12 protein-coding genes are annotated in these 15,703 nt (G+C 68.3%); 5 read left to right on the forward strand and 7 right to left on the reverse strand.

The genetic code is table 11. The features are described from left to right. Positions 1–260: 260 nt before the first annotated feature. Genes SLG_RS17140 through SLG_RS17155 form a run of 4 tightly spaced genes read left to right on the forward strand, consistent with a single transcriptional unit; the run spans position 261 to position 6,579 of the window. The gene (locus SLG_RS17140; RefSeq protein WP_041393635.1) at positions 261–659 is read left to right on the forward strand and encodes a hypothetical protein; all 399 of its coding nucleotides are present in this window, start codon (positions 261–263) and stop codon (positions 657–659) included. Next, the gene (locus SLG_RS17145) at positions 656–1,924 is read left to right on the forward strand and encodes an efflux RND transporter periplasmic adaptor subunit (protein WP_014077775.1); all 1,269 of its coding nucleotides are present in this window, start codon (positions 656–658) and stop codon (positions 1,922–1,924) included. Before SLG_RS17140 ends, SLG_RS17145 begins: the two co-directional genes overlap by 4 nt. Positions 1,925–1,954: 30 nt before the next feature. Beyond that, the gene (locus SLG_RS17150) at positions 1,955–5,140 is read left to right on the forward strand and encodes an efflux RND transporter permease subunit (RefSeq protein ID WP_014077776.1); all 3,186 of its coding nucleotides are present in this window, start codon (positions 1,955–1,957) and stop codon (positions 5,138–5,140) included. An 11-nt stretch (positions 5,141–5,151) separates the two neighbouring features. Further along, complete coding sequence (locus tag SLG_RS17155) at positions 5,152–6,579, forward strand: efflux transporter outer membrane subunit (protein WP_014077777.1); 1,428 nt, start codon at positions 5,152–5,154, stop codon at positions 6,577–6,579. A 91-nt stretch (positions 6,580–6,670) separates the two neighbouring features. Here the strand turns inward: SLG_RS17155 and SLG_RS17160 are convergent, their stop codons facing one another. After that, positions 6,671–7,909, reverse strand: a complete 1,239-nt coding sequence (locus SLG_RS17160; protein ID WP_014077778.1) for an SGNH/GDSL hydrolase family protein — start codon at positions 7,907–7,909, stop codon at positions 6,671–6,673. A gap of 143 nt (positions 7,910–8,052) precedes the next feature. On the opposite strand from SLG_RS17160, the gene SLG_RS17165 reads away from it, so the two are divergent. Beyond that, on the forward strand, positions 8,053–9,615 hold the full coding sequence (locus tag SLG_RS17165; RefSeq protein WP_014077779.1) for a tannase/feruloyl esterase family alpha/beta hydrolase: 1,563 nt from the start codon (positions 8,053–8,055) through the stop codon (positions 9,613–9,615). 20 nt (positions 9,616–9,635) lie between these two features. Here SLG_RS17165 and SLG_RS17170 read toward each other — a convergent pair whose 3' ends face one another. The 6 genes from SLG_RS17170 to SLG_RS17195 form a co-directional block, all read right to left on the reverse strand. Then, a complete protein-coding gene (locus tag SLG_RS17170; RefSeq protein ID WP_014077780.1) occupies positions 9,636–10,844 on the reverse strand; it encodes an ABC transporter permease in 1,209 nt (402 codons plus the stop codon). Position 10,845: 1 nt separating this feature from the next. Further along, positions 10,846–11,556 carry an ABC transporter ATP-binding protein gene (locus SLG_RS17175; protein ID WP_014077781.1) on the reverse strand — a complete coding sequence of 237 codons (711 nt, stop codon included), beginning with the start codon at positions 11,554–11,556 and terminating at the stop codon, positions 10,846–10,848. A 19-nt stretch (positions 11,557–11,575) separates the two neighbouring features. Beyond that, positions 11,576–12,934 carry an efflux RND transporter periplasmic adaptor subunit gene (locus SLG_RS17180; protein ID WP_014077782.1) on the reverse strand — a complete coding sequence of 453 codons (1,359 nt, stop codon included), beginning with the start codon at positions 12,932–12,934 and terminating at the stop codon, positions 11,576–11,578. A 15-nt stretch (positions 12,935–12,949) separates the two neighbouring features. Then, entirely contained in the window at positions 12,950–14,401 is a 1,452-nt protein-coding gene (locus SLG_RS17185; RefSeq protein ID WP_041392168.1) for an efflux transporter outer membrane subunit, read from the reverse strand. Between the two features lie 111 nt (positions 14,402–14,512). After that, a complete protein-coding gene (locus tag SLG_RS17190; protein WP_014077784.1) occupies positions 14,513–14,698 on the reverse strand; it encodes a hypothetical protein in 186 nt (61 codons plus the stop codon). A 1-nt stretch (position 14,699) separates the two neighbouring features. Further along, the gene (locus SLG_RS17195) at positions 14,700–15,692 is read right to left on the reverse strand and encodes a polysaccharide pyruvyl transferase family protein (protein ID WP_014077785.1); all 993 of its coding nucleotides are present in this window, start codon (positions 15,690–15,692) and stop codon (positions 14,700–14,702) included. Positions 15,693–15,703 lie beyond the last annotated feature (11 nt).

Consider the following 15,703-nt stretch of genomic DNA (forward strand, 5'->3'; position numbering starts at 1 on the left):
TGACCCACCGTCGTCTATTTCATACTGATCAGTATAGAACAGGGGCGGAGGAAGTGCGGGACCGAGTCGATCCTGCCTCGATCTTCCAAAGCCTGATTTGACAATCTTCTAAAGGTTTCGACCGTCCGGGGAGATGGCGCGCATGCGCTGCCTTTTCCGGGGTTTTGTCTGTGTGCGAGTAAGGGTCTTCCCGGCGGAGCCAAGGCTTTTCCGGGCGCAGACCGTCTTATGCCTGCAACACAGCGGGAGGAGACGAAATGATGGCCTATGTGAACTTTTCCGATCGGTCCGGCACGGCAGTCATGGAACCGCTGTTCCCGCCGGCGCGCATCCGCAGCACCGAGGCCAGGACCTTCACCCAGCGCGAATGGGTGATCGTCTCGCTGGCGCGCACGGACTCGCGCGGATCGATCCAGCCCGACACGCGGATGGCCCGCATCTTCCGCACCATCTTCGGCATCAAGCGGGAAAACCCGCTGTCCGACAACCGCCTTGAAGCATTGCGCCGCATGGCCGTGCTCAGCTGGCACGACGGCTACAATGTCGCGCCTTCCGAAATCCTGGCCTTCCTCGAGGCCGGCTATTCCGAACGCCAATATGAACTGCTCGCCGAGCGCATCGTCGCGGCGCGCGCAGACCGCAGGGGAAAGAATCGATGAACATGCACCAGCTCTTCCGGCAGGGCGACGCCCGGCAGACGGACGAGATCCCAGCCCCCAGCCGCGCGCGCTCGCTGCGTCGCGCTGCCTGGATCGCCCTTCCCGTGCTGGCCGTAGCCGGCATCTACGGCTACGCCCAGCGCGGCGGCCAGCCCGCGATGGCGCAGGCCCTCCCGACCGTCACTGTCTCGACGCCGCTGCAGCGCGAAGTGACCGAATGGGACGACTATATCGGCCGCTTCGAAGCCAGCCGCTCGGTGGAAGTGCGCCCGCGCGTTTCCGGCGCGATCACCGCGCTGCACTTCACGGACGGACAGATCGTGCGCGCCGGCCAGCCGCTGTTCACCATCGACCAGCGCCCGTTCCAGGCCGCGCTGGCCGAGGCGCGTGCCGGCGTGGCCACGGCGCAGAGCGACCTCGCTCTCGCCCGCACTGACCTGGAGCGCGCGCAGCGGCTCATCGAGGTCGATGCCGTCTCGCAAAGCGAAGTCGACAGGCTGCGCGCTCGCGTCCAGGCCGCCACGGCGGCGCTGGCCGGCGCGCAGGCACGGACCCGCAGCCGCGCGCTCGACCTCGAGTTCACCACGGTGCGCGCGCCGATCAGCGGCCGCATCTCGGATCGGCGGATCGACCCGGGCAATCTCGTCTCGGCCGGTGACGGCGCATCGGGCACGCTGCTGACCACGATCAACGCGCTCGACCCGATCTACTTCACGTTCGAAGGCTCCGAAGGGCTGTTCCTCAAGCAGAAGCGCGAGGGCAACGCCAAGGGCGCCGCCGTGCAGGTGCGCCTGCAGGACGAGAGCGACTATCGCTGGGCGGGCAAGCTCGACTTTACCGACAATGGCCTCGATCCGCGCTCGGGCACCATCCGCGCCCGCGCCGTCATCGCCAATCCCGACATGTTCCTCACGCCCGGCATGTTCGGAAACATGCGCCTCGCCAGCGGCACGACCGTGAAGGCGATGCTGGTGCCCGACACCGCCGTGCAGACCGACCAGGCGCGCAAGCTGCTCCTCGTCGTCGGCAAGGACGGCACGGTCGCCGCCAAGCCGGTGACGCTCGGCCCGGTCATCGATGGGCTGCGCGTGGTGCGCGGCGGCATCGAGCCCAGCGACCGGGTCGTGATCGTCGGCACGCAGATGGCCATGCCAGGCGGCAAGGTGCAGGCGACGACCGGCAAGATCGAGCCCGAGGCGCATGCGTCCGCCGCATCCTCTCCCACCGCCCTGCCGCTTGCCGGCCAGGCGACCTTCGCCCGCTAAGCGGGCGAGCCCCCTTTCCGGAGGACAGCCATGCGCCTCTCCCGTTTCTTCATCGACCGGCCGATCTTTGCGGCCGTCATCGCGGTGATCATCACGATCATCGGCGCGATCTCCTATTTCTTCCTGCCGGTCTCGCAATATCCCGAGGTCGTCCCCCCGACCGTGACCGTCTCCGCCACCTATCCCGGCGCATCCGCCGAAACGGTGGCCGAGACGGTCGCGAGCCCGATCGAGCAGCAGATCAACGGCGTCGAGAACATGCTCTACCAGTCGTCCCAGTCGACGGGCGACGGGCGCGTGGTCATCACCGTCACGTTCAAGCAGGGCACTGACCTCGACGAGGCGCAGGTGCTGGTGCAGAACCGCGTCGCCATCGCCCTGCCGCGCCTGCCGCAGGAAGTGCAGCGACTGGGCGTCGTCACCATGAAGACCTCGCCGGACTTCCTGCTGATCGTCAATCTCATCTCGCCGGACAAGTCGCTCGATCGCGAATATCTCTCCAATTATGCGCAGACGCGCATCAAGGACCGGCTCGCGCGCCTCGAGGGCGTGGGCGACGTCCAGCTCTTCGGCTCGCGCGACCTCGCCATGCGGGTGTGGATCGATCCGCGCCGCGCGGCCTCGCTCGACCTGACCGCCGGTGACATCGTGAACGCCCTGCGCGCGCAGAACGTGCAGGTCGCCGCCGGCACGCTCGGCCAGCCGCCGGCCGGCAGCTCTGCGTTCCAGCTCAATGTCGAGACGCAGGGCCGTTTCACCGACCCCGACCAGTTCGCCAACGTCGTCATCCGCACCGATGCGCAGGGACGGCAAGTGCGCGTGCGTGACGTCGCCCGCGTCGAACTGGGCGCCGAGGATTATGGCACCTCCGCCTATCTGGGCGACCGGGACAGCGTGATCATTCCCGTCTTCCAGATGCCCGGTTCCAATGCGCTCAGTGCGGCGGAAGGCATCAAGGCGGAAATGGAGCTGCTCGCGAAGGATTTCCCCAAGGGCCTGGAATATCGGATTGTCTACAATCCGACCGAATTCATCCAGAAGTCCATCGACGAAGTGGTGAAGACGCTGATCGAGGCCGTGATCCTCGTCGTGCTCGTCATCATCGTGTTCCTCCAGAAATGGCGCGCGGCGATCATCCCCGTCCTTGCCATCCCGGTCTCGCTGATCGGCACCTTTGCCGTGCTGGCCATGCTGGGCTACTCGCTCAACAATCTCTCGCTGTTCGGCCTCGTGCTCGCCATCGGCATCGTCGTCGACGACGCCATCGTCGTGGTCGAGAATGTCGAGCGCAATCTGGAGCAGGGGCTCAGTCCGCTGGAGGCCGCCCGGGTTTCCATGGACGAGGTGGGCGCCGCACTCATCGCCATCGTGCTGGTGCTGTGCGCCGTGTTCGTGCCGACGCTGTTCATCAGCGGCATGTCCGGTGCATTCTACCAGCAGTTCGCCATCACCATCTCGGTCGCGACCGTCATCTCGCTCGTGCTCTCGCTCACGCTCTCGCCGGCCTTCGCGGCGCTGCTGCTGCGGCATCGGCACGCGCTGCCGGAGAACGCGCCACGCTGGCAGCAACTCGCCGAGCGTGCGGGCAATGCCTTCAATCGCAGCTTCGAGCGGTTCAGCGCCTCCTATGCGCGCCTGACCGAAAAGCTGGTGCGTCAGCCCCGCAAGATCATGGCGGCCTATGCCGGCCTGATCGCGCTGACCGTGGGCGCGCTCTGGTACACGCCCTCGGGCTTCATCCCGGCGCAGGACCAGGGCTATTTCTTCACGATCATCCAGCTTCCGCCGGGCTCCTCCACCGCCCGCACGGACGAGGTGATGAAGAAGGTCGCCGACCGGATGCTGCCTATTCCCGGCATCAGCGATACCGTCATGCTCTCCGGCTTCGACGGTGCATCGGAAACGCGCAACGCCAGCTCGGCCGCCGCATACTGGGTGCTCGACGATTTCGATGAGCGCGCCAAGCATGGCCAGTCCATCGACGCGCTGATGGAGGAAGCCCGCAAGGCGACGGCCGACATCACGGAAGCCCGCCTCATCATCGCCAAGCCGCCGCTCATCCGCGGCATCGGCTCGGCCGGCGGCTACCGCATGATGGTGCAGGACCGCGACGGCAAGGGCTATCGCGCGCTCGAACAGGCCGCTTATGGCCTGATCGGCCCGGCGAACCAGACCGAGGGGCTCTTCTTCGTCTACACCTTCTTCGACACGGCCACGCCGCGCGTCTATGCAGACATCGACCGCGACAAGGCCCAGATGCTCGGCATCCCGCCCGAGCGTGTGTTCGAGACGCTGCAGGTCTATCTCGGTTCGTCCTTCGTGAATGACTTCAACCTGCTCGGCCGCACCTATCGCGTCACCGCACAGGCCGACGAGCCGTTCCGCCGGACGACCGCCGACATCGCCAATCTCCAGACCCGCTCGGATTATGGCCAGATGGTCCCGATCGGCTCGGTGGCGACGTTCCGCGACACGACCGGCCCTTACCGGGTGCAGCGCTACAATCTGTCGCCGGCCGTGGCGATCGACGGCGACACCGCGCCGGGCTATTCCTCCGGCCAGTCGCTCAAGACCATGGAAGCGCTGGCGGATGCCACGCTGCCGCCCGGCTTCACGCACGAATGGACAGGCATCGCCTATCAGCAGGCCACGGCCGGCAATACGGCGGGACTGGTGTTCGGCCTGGCCGTGCTGCTCGTCTTCCTGGTGCTGGCGGCGCAGTATGAGAGCCTGGTCATGCCGCTCGCGATCATCCTGATCGTCCCCATGTGCGTGCTGGCGGCAATGGTCGGCGTCAACCTGCGCGGCATGGACAACAATGTGCTTACGCAGATCGGCCTCATCGTGCTGGTGGCGCTGGCGGCGAAGAACGCGATCCTGATCGTCGAATTCGCACGGCAGGGCGAGCAGCTGCAGGGTCTCTCGCCGGTGCAGGCGGCTGTCCATGCCGCCGAGCAGCGCCTGCGGCCGATCCTGATGACGAGCTTCGCCTTCATCCTGGGCACGGTGCCGCTGGTACTGGCCTCGGGCGCCGGCGCGGAACTGCGGCAGGCCCTTGGTACTGCCGTCTTCTCCGGCATGCTCGGCGTCACCGCGTTCGGCCTCATCTTCACGCCCACCTTCTATGTCGTCAGCCGCGCGCTGGGCGACCGCATCGACCGCCTGCGCGGACGGGGCGGGCAGCATCCCGAGCCCGCGCCGCTGCCGGCCGAATGAGGAATTTCCCCATGAAAGCCTCTCGTTTCCTTCTGCCCATGGTTTCCGCGCTGGCGCTTTCAGCGTGCGCGGCGGGGCCGGACTACGTCGCCCCTACGCCCCCCCCGACGTCCTCCGGCCCCTTTGTTTCCGCCACCTCCCCTGCCTTCGCGCAGGCGGACATCCAGGCCGACTGGTGGCGCCTCTACGAGGACCCGGTCCTCGACGGACTCATCGCCGATGCGCTCGCAGCCAATACGGACGTGCGCGTGGCGGTGGCGCGGCTGGAACGGGCCCGGGCGGCGCTGCGCGGCGCCCGCTCGGACCGGCTGCCCCAGACGAGCATTGATGCCGGGGCCACTTATGGCCGGTCGCCCGCAACGCAGCGCCTGCCGGGCATGCCCCGCGAGAACTGGTCCGTCGATGGTGGCCTCAGCGTCTCCTATGAAGTCGACCTGTTCGGCCGGGTGAGCCGGGGCGTGGAAGCGGCGCGCGGCGATGCCGATGCGGCCGCCGCCGATGCCGACGCCGTGCGGGTCGCTGTCGTGGCCGACACCACCCGTGCTTATGCCGACGCGGCCGCGGGCGCGGCGCAACTCAAGGTGACGAACGAGATCGTCAGCCTGCTCGACCGGCTGCTCAGCCTCACGCGCCAGCGGCGGGAAGCCGGCCTCGCCACATCGCTCGACGTCGCCCGCATCGCGACGCTGCGGGACCAGCGGGCGGCGGACATCCCCCGGCTGGAAGCGGGGCGACAGGCCGCCCTGTTCCGGCTCGCCACGCTCACGGGCCGGACGCCGTCCGCCCTTCCCGAGATCGCCGGGCAGCGCGCCATCGGCCTCGAGATCACATCGCCGATCCCGATCGGCGACGGCACCGCGCTGCTTGCCCGGCGCCCGGACGTGCGCGCCGCGGAACGGCGCCTCGCGGCGGATACCGCGCGGATCGGCGTGGCGACGGCGGACCTTTATCCGCGCGTGACGCTGGGCGGATCGGTCGGCTCGACCGGGCCGGACATTGCCGACGCGTTCGGCGCCGGGCCGCTGCGCTGGCTGCTCGGCCCGCTGATCAGCTGGGCCTTCCCCAATCAGGAAGCCAACCGCGCCCGCATCGCCGGTGCCCGGGCCGACAGCGAAGCCTCGCTCGCCGCCTTCGACGGCGCGGTGCTGCGCGCGCTGGAGGAGACGGAGACCGCGCTCTCCAACTATGCCCGCGCGCTGGAGCGGCGCCAGTCGCTCAAGGCGGCCCGCGATTCCGCCCAGGCAGCAGCCCGCATCACGCGCGCCCAGCAGCGCGAGGGGGCAATCGACTCGCTGCAGCTGCTCGACACCGAGCGGACCTTCGCGGAAGCCGAAGCCGCGCTCGCGCAGCAGGACGCCTTCGTCGCGCAGGCGCAGATCGACGTCTTCCGCGCGCTCGGCGGCGGATGGTCCGACAGCACCCGGCTGGCGGCATCCTAACGCGGCAGTGGCGGGAGCCTGAGGCGAGAGCGGTCCCTGTCGCTCATCTCGGCTCCCGCATGCATCCGGTCACGCTTTCGCGCCGGCTATTTCAGCGCCCGAAGAGCGCGAGGTCGATGGACTGCGCCAGCCGGCGATAGCCCTCGTCGCTGCCGTGCAGGAAATCGCCCATGTGCAGGCCCGGCGCCATGCGCTGCGGATCGGCCGGATCGGCAAGAGCCCGGTCGAAATCCAGCACGGCATCGAACGCGCCGCTGGTCCGAATCCAGTCATTGACTTTCACGCGCTCGGCTTCGCCTGCTTCCGACCAGTAAGTGGCGCCCTTGTAGGGCGCGATGGTGGCGCCATAGACGCGGATGCCCCGGCCATGCGCCCGCGCGATCAGTTGCCGGTAGCCCTCGATGATCTGCTCGCCCGTGACGCCGCGCCCGCCGAACTGGGTGAAGAAGGCCGGCGGCGTGCCTTCGAGCCGGGCATGGCCGATGCCGAGATCATTCACGCCCTCGAAGATGATGACCGCCTTCACGCCCGGCAGAGAGAGCACGTCCCGGTCGAACCGCGCCAGCGCGCTCTCGCCCATGCCTCCGTTCAGCACGCGATTGCCGCTGATCCCCTGATTGGCGATGCCCCACGTCGCCCCGTCCCGCGCGGCCAGCCGCTCCGCCAGCAGATCCGGCCAGCGGCGGTTCTTCTCCGGAGTCGAGCCTACGCCATCCGAGATCGAATCGCCCAGCACGGCGACCGTGGCAGCCCCTTGCGGCGCATCGACTTCCACCGAAGCGAGGAAGGCACGGACCGAACCGACCTGCGCCGGCGCGAACGGTGCGGCGGAGAAATCGCCCGGCTCGGAAATCTCCAGGCGATCAAGGCCGGTGGCATGGCATGTGCAGGGCCCGGTCGCGTCCGGCAGGTATAAGGTAATCGCCATGCGCGCGAGCGCCGGCACCGCGAGCCTCACCGGATCGCTGAGCAGAGGCGCGCCCTGAGGCACTGTCGCCGCTTTCTGTCCGCCGAAGCCGAGCATCCGGCTGGTCCCCGCGATCTCGCTGCCCGCCGCGTCCAGCAGCGCGACCCGTGCCGCGCCGATCGCCAGCGGCTTCTCCCCATAGGCATTAGTGAGGCGCAGGCGGACGGCCTGCCCGCCCGCTGACAGGCGGACGATCTGGCGCAATGTGCGGTTCTCGAAAGCCGGGGTCGCGGGGATGGGGCCCATGACCGGCGCGGGCGGCAGGGGCGCGGCGGCCCAGCTGGTGATCCATTCGGCCGATGCCGGCCCGCTCATGCCGGCAAGGCATAATGCCGCCAGCCCAATCCACGCTTTCCACCGCATGTTTTTCCCTCCCCATATGCGCCGTCCGGCCATGGTGCGGCGTCCTGTGCGCCGGCGCCGTCCCGGGACGATCTTGTTGACTTTGTCCATGCTTGTCCCGCAAAGTGCAAGCAAAGATACGCGGGAAGAGGAGAGGCCCGGGGATGATCCGCAAATCATGGATGGCCATGGCCGCCAGCAGCTGCGCGATGGCAATCGCTTGTCCCGCCGCTGCAAAGCAATGCGGCGAGCTGGCGGGCAGCAGGATCGATCATGGCGAAGTGACGTCGGCGCAGATCGTCACGGCCGGAGCGTTCGAGGCGCCGCCATCACCCTTCGGGCCGCCGCCCGGCGTCGCCAATGCCGCCTACAAGGGCCTGCCCGCCTTCTGCCGCGTGCGCGCCACGCTCACGCCCACGCCGGACTCCGACATCAAGGTGGAAGTGTGGCTGCCTGCCGAGGGATGGAACGGCAAGTTCGTGGGCATCGGCAACGGCATCTGGGCCGGCCAGATCAGCTATGCGCAGATGGCGGAGCCGCTCGCGCGGGGCTATGCCGTCGCCTCGACCGACACGGGGCATGTCGGCAATGGACTGACAGCCGAATTCGCGATCGGGCATCCCGAGAAGCTCGTCGATTTCGGCCATCGCGCCGTGCATATGATGACGCGCACCGCCAAGCAGGCGATCGGGGATTTCTACGGCAAGGCGCCGGCCCTCTCGCTGTGGAACAGCTGCTCCACCGGCGGACGGCAGGGCCTGATGGCGGCCTATCGCTATCCGGAGGATTTCGACGCGATTTCCGCCATGGCCCCTGCCAATCCGATGACCGATCTCATGGTGCAGAGCATGTGGACCGGCTGGCAGGCGCTGCGTACCCCGGCCGCCGCGCTGACCCCGGACAAGCTGGCGCTGGCGCACAAGGCCGTGATCGCGCAATGCGACGGAGAGGACGGGCTGAAGGACGGCCTCGTCTCCCGGCCCGACATCTGCCGTTTCGACCCCGTCACCATCCAGTGCAAGCCCGGGCAGGACGGCGATTGCCTGAACGGCGATCAGGTGACGGCCCTGCGCGCGATCTACGAGGGCGTGCGCGACCCCAGGAGCGGCGCGCTGCTGCTCCCCGGTTTCCCGCGCGGCAGCGAGATGCAGATGGCCATGCTGACGGGCGGGCCAGCGCCCTTCCCCGTCGCCACCACTTATTTCTCGATGCTCGTCTTCGGCGACCAGCCCGACTGGGACTGGCGCGCGATGGATTATGGCGCCGATCTCGAAAAGGCCCGCAGCTTCGGCAGCGCGATCCTGAACGTGCCACCGGACGGGCTCGCGCCCTTCTTCGCGCGCGGCGGCAAGCTGCTGCTGAGCCATGGCTGGAACGACGGCCTGATTCCCGCCACGAACACGCTCGCCTTCCATGCCGCGCTGCGCAAGGCGCTGCCCGCGCAGCAGGCCGAGGACTCGCTGCGGCTCTTCATGGCGCCGGGCATGGACCATTGCGCGGGCGGGGAAGGTCCCTCCGCCTTCGACACGCTGGGTGTGATCGATCGCTGGGCAAGCGAGGGGACGGCCCCGACGCGCATCGTGGCCACGCGCGCCCCGGGCTTCCCGGGAGCGCCGGCCCAGCCGCCCATGTCGCGACCGCTTTGCCCCTTCCCGCAGATCGCCAAATACAAAGGCACCGGCAGCACCGATGAGGAACAGAATTTCATCTGCGCACCGGCTGACTGAGCCTCGCGCGCGGCCCCCGCTTATTCGTGGCGCAAGGCGTCGATGGGATTGAGGCCGGCAGCGCGCCGGGCCGGGAAATAGCCGAAGACCACGCCGATCAGGCCCGAGATGAAGAAGGCGAAGGCATTGATCTGCGGATCGAAGGTCCAGGGCACCTGCATGAGCGGCGTGGCGACGGCAATGGCGAGCTGTGCCAGCATCAGCCCGACCACGCCCCCCAGGCACGAGAGCACCACCGCCTCGACGAGGAACTGCATCAACACCTCGCGCGCAACGGCGCCGATGGCGAGGCGGATGCCGATCTCGCGCGTGCGCTCCGTCACCGAGACGAGCATGATGTTCATGATACCGATGCCGCCGACGACAAGGCTGATGCCCGCCACGGCGGCGACGATCTGCGTGAGCAGCGTCGTGGTGCCAGTCAGCGTGTCGGAGATCTGCCGCGTGTCGAAGATGTTGAAATTATCCTCGCGCCCGTCGCCGATCCGGCGGCGGTCGCGCAGCAGATCCGTGAGTGCGGACTGGACCTGCGTCGTCGAATAATCCTGATCCACGCCCACGAGGATCACGCGGATGTCGGTCGAGCCGGTGAAGCGCCGCTGCACGGTCTTGATCGGCATGATGACCACATCATCCTGATCGCCGCCGAAGCCCGCCTGCCCGCGCGTGGCCAGCGTGCCGACGACATCGCAGCTCACATCCCCGATGCGGAAGCGCTTGCCGAGCGGGCTCTCGCCACGGAACAGGTTCTTCTCCACCGTGGCGCCCAGGATGCAAACCGCCTTGCCGGCCGCTTCCTCCGCCGGGGTGAACAGCCGCCCGGCCGTGAGATCCCAGGGCTGCACCTGGAAATAGGCTGAGGTGGTGCCGTTGATCGTGGTCGACCAGTTCGCGCCTTCGTAGATGGCCGTCGCCGTCGCCTGCGTCTGCGGGGCAACCGCCGTCACACCGGAAATCTGCTGCTGGATCGCCGTCACGTCTGCCGGATCGAAATTGGGCGGCATGGGTCCGCCACCGCCGCGCCCAAAGCCCTGCCCCGGCCGCACCTGCAGAATGTTCGTGCCGAGCGCGGCAATCTGCTGCTGCACAGCGACGGTCGTCGCCTTGCCCAGCGTCACCATCGTCACCACCGCCGCGACGCCGATGATGATGCCGAGCGTGGTCAGGAAGGACCGCAGCTTGTGACGCAGGATCGAGCGCAGCGCGAGCATGAAGGTGGTGCCGAGCATCTCAGTGCGCTCCCGTGACGCCATTCGTCTCGACGCGATCGACCAGCCCGTCCTTGAAATGGACGATCGTGCGCGCGAACTCGGCCATGTCCGGCTCGTGCGTCACCATGAGCACGGTGATGCCGGCATCGCGATTGAGGCTGGCGAGCAGCTCCATGATCTCTACCGAACGCGCGCTGTCCAGATTGCCGGTCGGCTCGTCGGCCAGCAGCACGTCGGGATTGGTAACGATGGCACGCGCGATCGCGACCCGCTGCTGCTGGCCGCCGGACAGCTCGGCGGGCGTATGGTCCCACCATTCGCGCAGCCCTACCTTGTCCAGCGCGGCCATGGCGGCATCGCGCCGCTGCGTCTTCGGGTCGCCGCGATAGAGCAAGGGCAGCTCGACATTCTCCAGCGCCGAGGTGCGCGAGAGCAGATTGAAGCCCTGGAACACGAAGCCCAGATAGCGCCGCCGAAGCAGGGCCCGCTGGTCCTGAGTAAGCGTCTCGACATGGATGCCCCTGAAGATGAAGGCGCCACTGGTCGGCACGTCGAGACAGCCGATGATGTTCATCGCCGTGGACTTGCCCGAACCGGACGGCCCCATGACCGCGACGAAATCGCCCTGGGCCACGTCCAGATCCACGCCCTTCAGGGCCTGGAAGGCGGTCGGCCCGGCGCCGTACACCTTGGTGATGCCACGCAGCGAAATGAACGGCTCGGCTGACATCCCGGGGCGGGCGAGCGGATCAGCCACCGCCGCCTCCCCGCCGCGATGCCCCGCCCGCCGCTGCCGCCGCGCCGCTCAGCTGGCTGACGATCACCTCCATGCCGGGCTTGAGATCGCCCGAGAGCACTTCCGTGCGTGTGCCGTCCGTGTCGCCGGTGGTGATCTGCACGGCGCGCGGCTGCCCGTCCTCGCCCTTCACATAGACCGTCTGTACCGCGCCGCGCTCGAGCGTGACGGATCGTTCCGTGTTGTTGCGGCGGCGCGGACCGATCGAAAGCGCGCCGGTGATGCCGCTGCTCTGCCCGGCCACCGGAACGGACGGGGTGAAGCGAAGCGCGGCATTGGGAACGAGCAGGACATTCTGTTTGTCCGACGTCACGATGTCCGCCGTGGCGGTCATGCCGGGGCGCAGCTCCAGCTCGGCATTGGCGACGGAGAGATCCGCGGCGTAAGAGACCACCTGGCTGCTCGTGGCTGCGGTCGACGCGGTCGTCGAGGAAGCGCTCGCCGTGGAAGCCGAGAGATTGGAGCCGATGTCGACGCGCGTGATCGTCGCCGGGAACGTCCTGCCGGGGAAGGCATCCACGGTGAAGGTGGCGCTCTGCCCTTCCTTCACGGCGCCGACATCCGCCTCGTCGATGGCGACTTCCAGCTTCATCTTGGAAAGATCCTCGGCGATGACGAACAGGGTGGGCGTGTTGAACGACGCCGCCACGGTCTGGCCGGGATCGACCTGACGCGCCAGCACGACGCCCGAGACGGGCGAGCGGATGATCGCCCGGGCGCGCTGGGTTTGGCTCTGCGACAATGACGCCTGGCTGGCCAGCACATTGGCCTGCGCCACCTTGAGCGCCGCCTGCGCGCGCTGCATATTGGCGCGACCGGCCTGCAGCTCCGTGCCCGATGGCACGCGGCCACCCGAGAGCCGGGCGACTTCCTCCAGCCTGGCAAGTTGCGCCTTGGCTTCCGCCAGCGTCGCTTCCGCCTGCCCGACCTGCGCCTGGTTCGCGGCGAGCTGGGCGCGGCCTTGCCGGATCTGGTCCTCGATCTGCTCGGGGTCGATCTCGGCGAGCGGCTGGCCCTCGGCCACCCGATCATTGACGTCCACCAGCACGCGCACGACGAGGCCCGACAATTGCGAACCGACCGTCACCTGATTGGTCGGCGCGAGCTTGCCGGTCGCGGAGACGGTGGTGACGAGGTGCCCGCGCTCGACCGGCGTGGTGACATAGCGCGGCGCGTCGGACCCGCCGAAAAAGCGCAGCGCGATCCACAGTAGCAAGAGCAAGCCCAGCGCGAGGAGGACCCATTTCAGATGACGGCGCCACGCCGGTTGCGGCTTCACGCCCAGAAAGGCATCGAGGTCTTGGTCAGCCATTGATCCTGTTCCCGGTCATCTGGATGGAACCGGCGCAACGGGCGCGGCGGATGAATCCCACCCGCCGCCAAGCGCCGCATAAAGAGCGATGAGCGCGGACGCCTTGTCCGCCTGCGCCTGCACGAGGCCGTTGCGCGCGGAGACGAGCGCGGCTTCCTGCGCATTGAGCGTCGTGAAATCGGTGAGGCCGCTGCGATACTGGTCGCGCGCCAGCAGCGCCGATGCGCTGGCGGCATCGAGCGCGGTGGCGAACTGCCCTTCCCGCTCCCGGGCGGCACGCAGCGCCACAAACGCGTTCTCGACATCCTCCAGCGCGGACAGCACGGCCGACCGGTACGCCGCGAAGGCCCCGTCCGCCGCCGCCCGGCTGGCGCGATATTGCGCCTGCAGCCGGCCACCGCTGAACAGCGCCTGCCCGATGCTGGCGAAGAGGCCACCAGTGATGGTATCCAGGATGCTGCCCGCATTGCTCGCATTGGACGCAAGATTGCCGCCGATGCTGAGCGAGGGCAGCAATTGCGCGCGCGCCACGCCGATCTGCGCACTGGCCGCAAGAAGCGCGCTCTCGGCGGAGCGCACGTCCGGCCGCTGGCGCAGCACATCGGCGGGAATGCCCATCGCCACGTCGTCCGGCCCGTCGGGAATAGGCGTGGGCTGCTCCAGCACCGGTTTCACCGCGCCCGGCGCCTGCCCGGTCAGCACGCCGAGGCGGGACACGGCGGCATTATATTGCTGCTCCAGCGCGGGCAGCGTGGCAGCCGTCTGCGCCCGGCTCGCGCGCGCCTGCTCGGCGTCCACCGAGGAGACCAGGCCCGCCTGCACCCGGAAGCCGGCGATCTCCAGATTGTCGTCCTGAATGGCGAGATTGGCCTGCGCGTTCGCGATCTGCGCCTGCAACGCCCGGGCAAGCACATAATTGCGCGCGACTTCGCTCTCCACGGAAAGGATCACGGCTGCATAATCGAAGCCGGCGCCCTCATATTGCGCGCGGCTCGCCGCGACCGCGCTGCGCAGCCCCCCGAACAGGTCCACCTGATAGCTGGCATCCAGCCCGAGCGAGAAATTGCTCCGGCCGCCGCCGTCGATGGTGGTCACCGAGCCGTCCGGCAGCGTGATCGTCGAGCCACCACCGCGCACCGGCTCGGTGCGGCTGAACCCCGCCGAGCCGTTGACGCTCGGCAGCAGGGACGCGCCGCTCACCACCAGCGCCTCGCGCGCCTGACGAAGCCGGGCGACCGCCTGGGCGATATCGAGGTTCGAAGCCGCGGCCTGCTCGACGAGGCCAGTCAGCACCGGATCATCGAAGCGGCGCCACCAAGCCGTAAGATCTTCCACGCCGGACGCCGCCGTGACCGACCAGCCATCCGGGACCCCCAATGCACTCGCGCTGCGCGGAGGGGACGCGGGGCCGGCACTGCAGGAAGGCAGCAGGATGACGGCCGCCAGCAACGAGGACATGCGCTTCATGGCCCTATCCATGCGGAACGGACGGGGCATTCGTCCAGCGGCAAATTGTCGCAAAATGTTACAAAGCGGAAGACTGGCGGGGACGCGGCCGCCACCCCCATCTCCACGACCTCAGTCGAGCGGGACGAGGCGCAGCACGATCGCTGTCCAGCCGAGGGACAGCGCGGCGGCCATCCCGCCGATGCCCGGCTCCCAGCCCGGAAACTGCCGCATCAGGGCAATCGCGCCGGACAGGAACAGGATGGCGCCGGCGCACATCAGGATCGTCTGGGCGGCCCGTCTCCAGAAAGTGCGCATCTCATTCCTTCCCCAGCCGCGAGAGCGCCGCGACCGCCGTCATGGCATCACCAGCGACGCAGGCATTGTCCAGCCCTTCGAGCCAGAGCGCATGATAAGCGCTCACCTTGCGCGTGCGATTATCCAGCGCGACATGCGGAATGCCCAGCAGGATGCTCAGAATATGGCCATGCAGGCGATCCGTGATGACGGTCTCGCCCGCCGCCAGCAAGGCAAGCCCGCGATCCAGGCGCCAGCGGGCCTGGGCATTCAGCACCTCGATGTGGCGCGCCATGCGGGACCAGCGCCCGCTGCGCAGTGCCTTCCACTTCGCCTGCCGCCACACATCCGCCGGCATCGGCGGCAACCGCGCCCAATCGACGGGCGCCGTGCCGAGGCTGTCGAACGGCGCATATTCCTCCCCCGATTTCTCGCCATCGCTGCGCAGCAGCAGGACGAGCGGACGATCCGGCGTCACCGGGCGGGGCAGCGGCCCGAGTGCGAACGCGCAATCCGGCGCCAGGATCACGGGACAATCGAAATGCGATTGCGCGAAAGCCGCGCTGGCGCGATCGCGAACCATGAGATGGAACTGGCCATGAGCGGCAATCGCCGCCGCCGTCTCCCGGGCGCCTTCCTCCCCATCGAAATGGATGGACTGCGGAAGCTGGACGATCACCCGATCCGGCAGATGCCGAAGCAGTGTCCAGCGCAATTGCTGATGGGCCGGGTAGATGTCGCCGAAATTGCCGCCGCCGATGATGAACACCGGCCCTTGCGGGCAGTGGCGGACCAGCGCGTCCAGCGAGAAATCCTTATGACTGGCGGCATAGGACGCATCCCGGCCCGCCAGCGATCTCAGCAGGCTGGATGCGCCGAGCCAGATCGCGCTGTCACCCACATTGGCGTAATCGGGAAAGTCGAGCAGCGCATAGGAGTCCCCCTGCCGGAGGAAGGGCCGTACGGCCTCATGCAGCGCCGCACGCTGCCGTTCGATGATCTCGATATGATTCATGCCGGGCCTTA

The organism is Sphingobium sp. SYK-6, from assembly GCF_000283515.1.
GTDB classification, from domain to species: domain Bacteria; phylum Pseudomonadota; class Alphaproteobacteria; order Sphingomonadales; family Sphingomonadaceae; genus Sphingobium; species Sphingobium lignivorans.

Bases quoted from the DNA above. Each gene is read 5' to 3' on its own strand.
- SLG_RS17140 (WP_041393635.1), top strand. From the start codon at position 261: ATGGCCTATGTGAACTTTTCCGATCGGTCCGGCACGGCAGTCATGGAA.
- SLG_RS17145 (WP_014077775.1), top strand. From the start codon at position 656: ATGAACATGCACCAGCTCTTCCGGCAGGGCGACGCCCGGCAGACGGAC.
- SLG_RS17150 (WP_014077776.1), top strand. From the start codon at position 1,955: ATGCGCCTCTCCCGTTTCTTCATCGACCGGCCGATCTTTGCGGCCGTC.
- SLG_RS17155 (WP_014077777.1), top strand. From the start codon at position 5,152: ATGAAAGCCTCTCGTTTCCTTCTGCCCATGGTTTCCGCGCTGGCGCTT.
- SLG_RS17160 (WP_014077778.1), bottom strand. From the start codon at position 7,909: ATGCGGTGGAAAGCGTGGATTGGGCTGGCGGCATTATGCCTTGCCGGC.
- SLG_RS17165 (WP_014077779.1), top strand. From the start codon at position 8,053: ATGATCCGCAAATCATGGATGGCCATGGCCGCCAGCAGCTGCGCGATG.
- SLG_RS17170 (WP_014077780.1), bottom strand. From the start codon at position 10,844: ATGCTCGGCACCACCTTCATGCTCGCGCTGCGCTCGATCCTGCGTCAC.
- SLG_RS17175 (WP_014077781.1), bottom strand. From the start codon at position 11,556: ATGTCAGCCGAGCCGTTCATTTCGCTGCGTGGCATCACCAAGGTGTAC.
- SLG_RS17180 (WP_014077782.1), bottom strand. From the start codon at position 12,934: ATGGCTGACCAAGACCTCGATGCCTTTCTGGGCGTGAAGCCGCAACCG.
- SLG_RS17185 (WP_041392168.1), bottom strand. From the start codon at position 14,401: ATGAAGCGCATGTCCTCGTTGCTGGCGGCCGTCATCCTGCTGCCTTCC.
- SLG_RS17190 (WP_014077784.1), bottom strand. From the start codon at position 14,698: ATGCGCACTTTCTGGAGACGGGCCGCCCAGACGATCCTGATGTGCGCC.
- SLG_RS17195 (WP_014077785.1), bottom strand. From the start codon at position 15,692: ATGAATCATATCGAGATCATCGAACGGCAGCGTGCGGCGCTGCATGAG.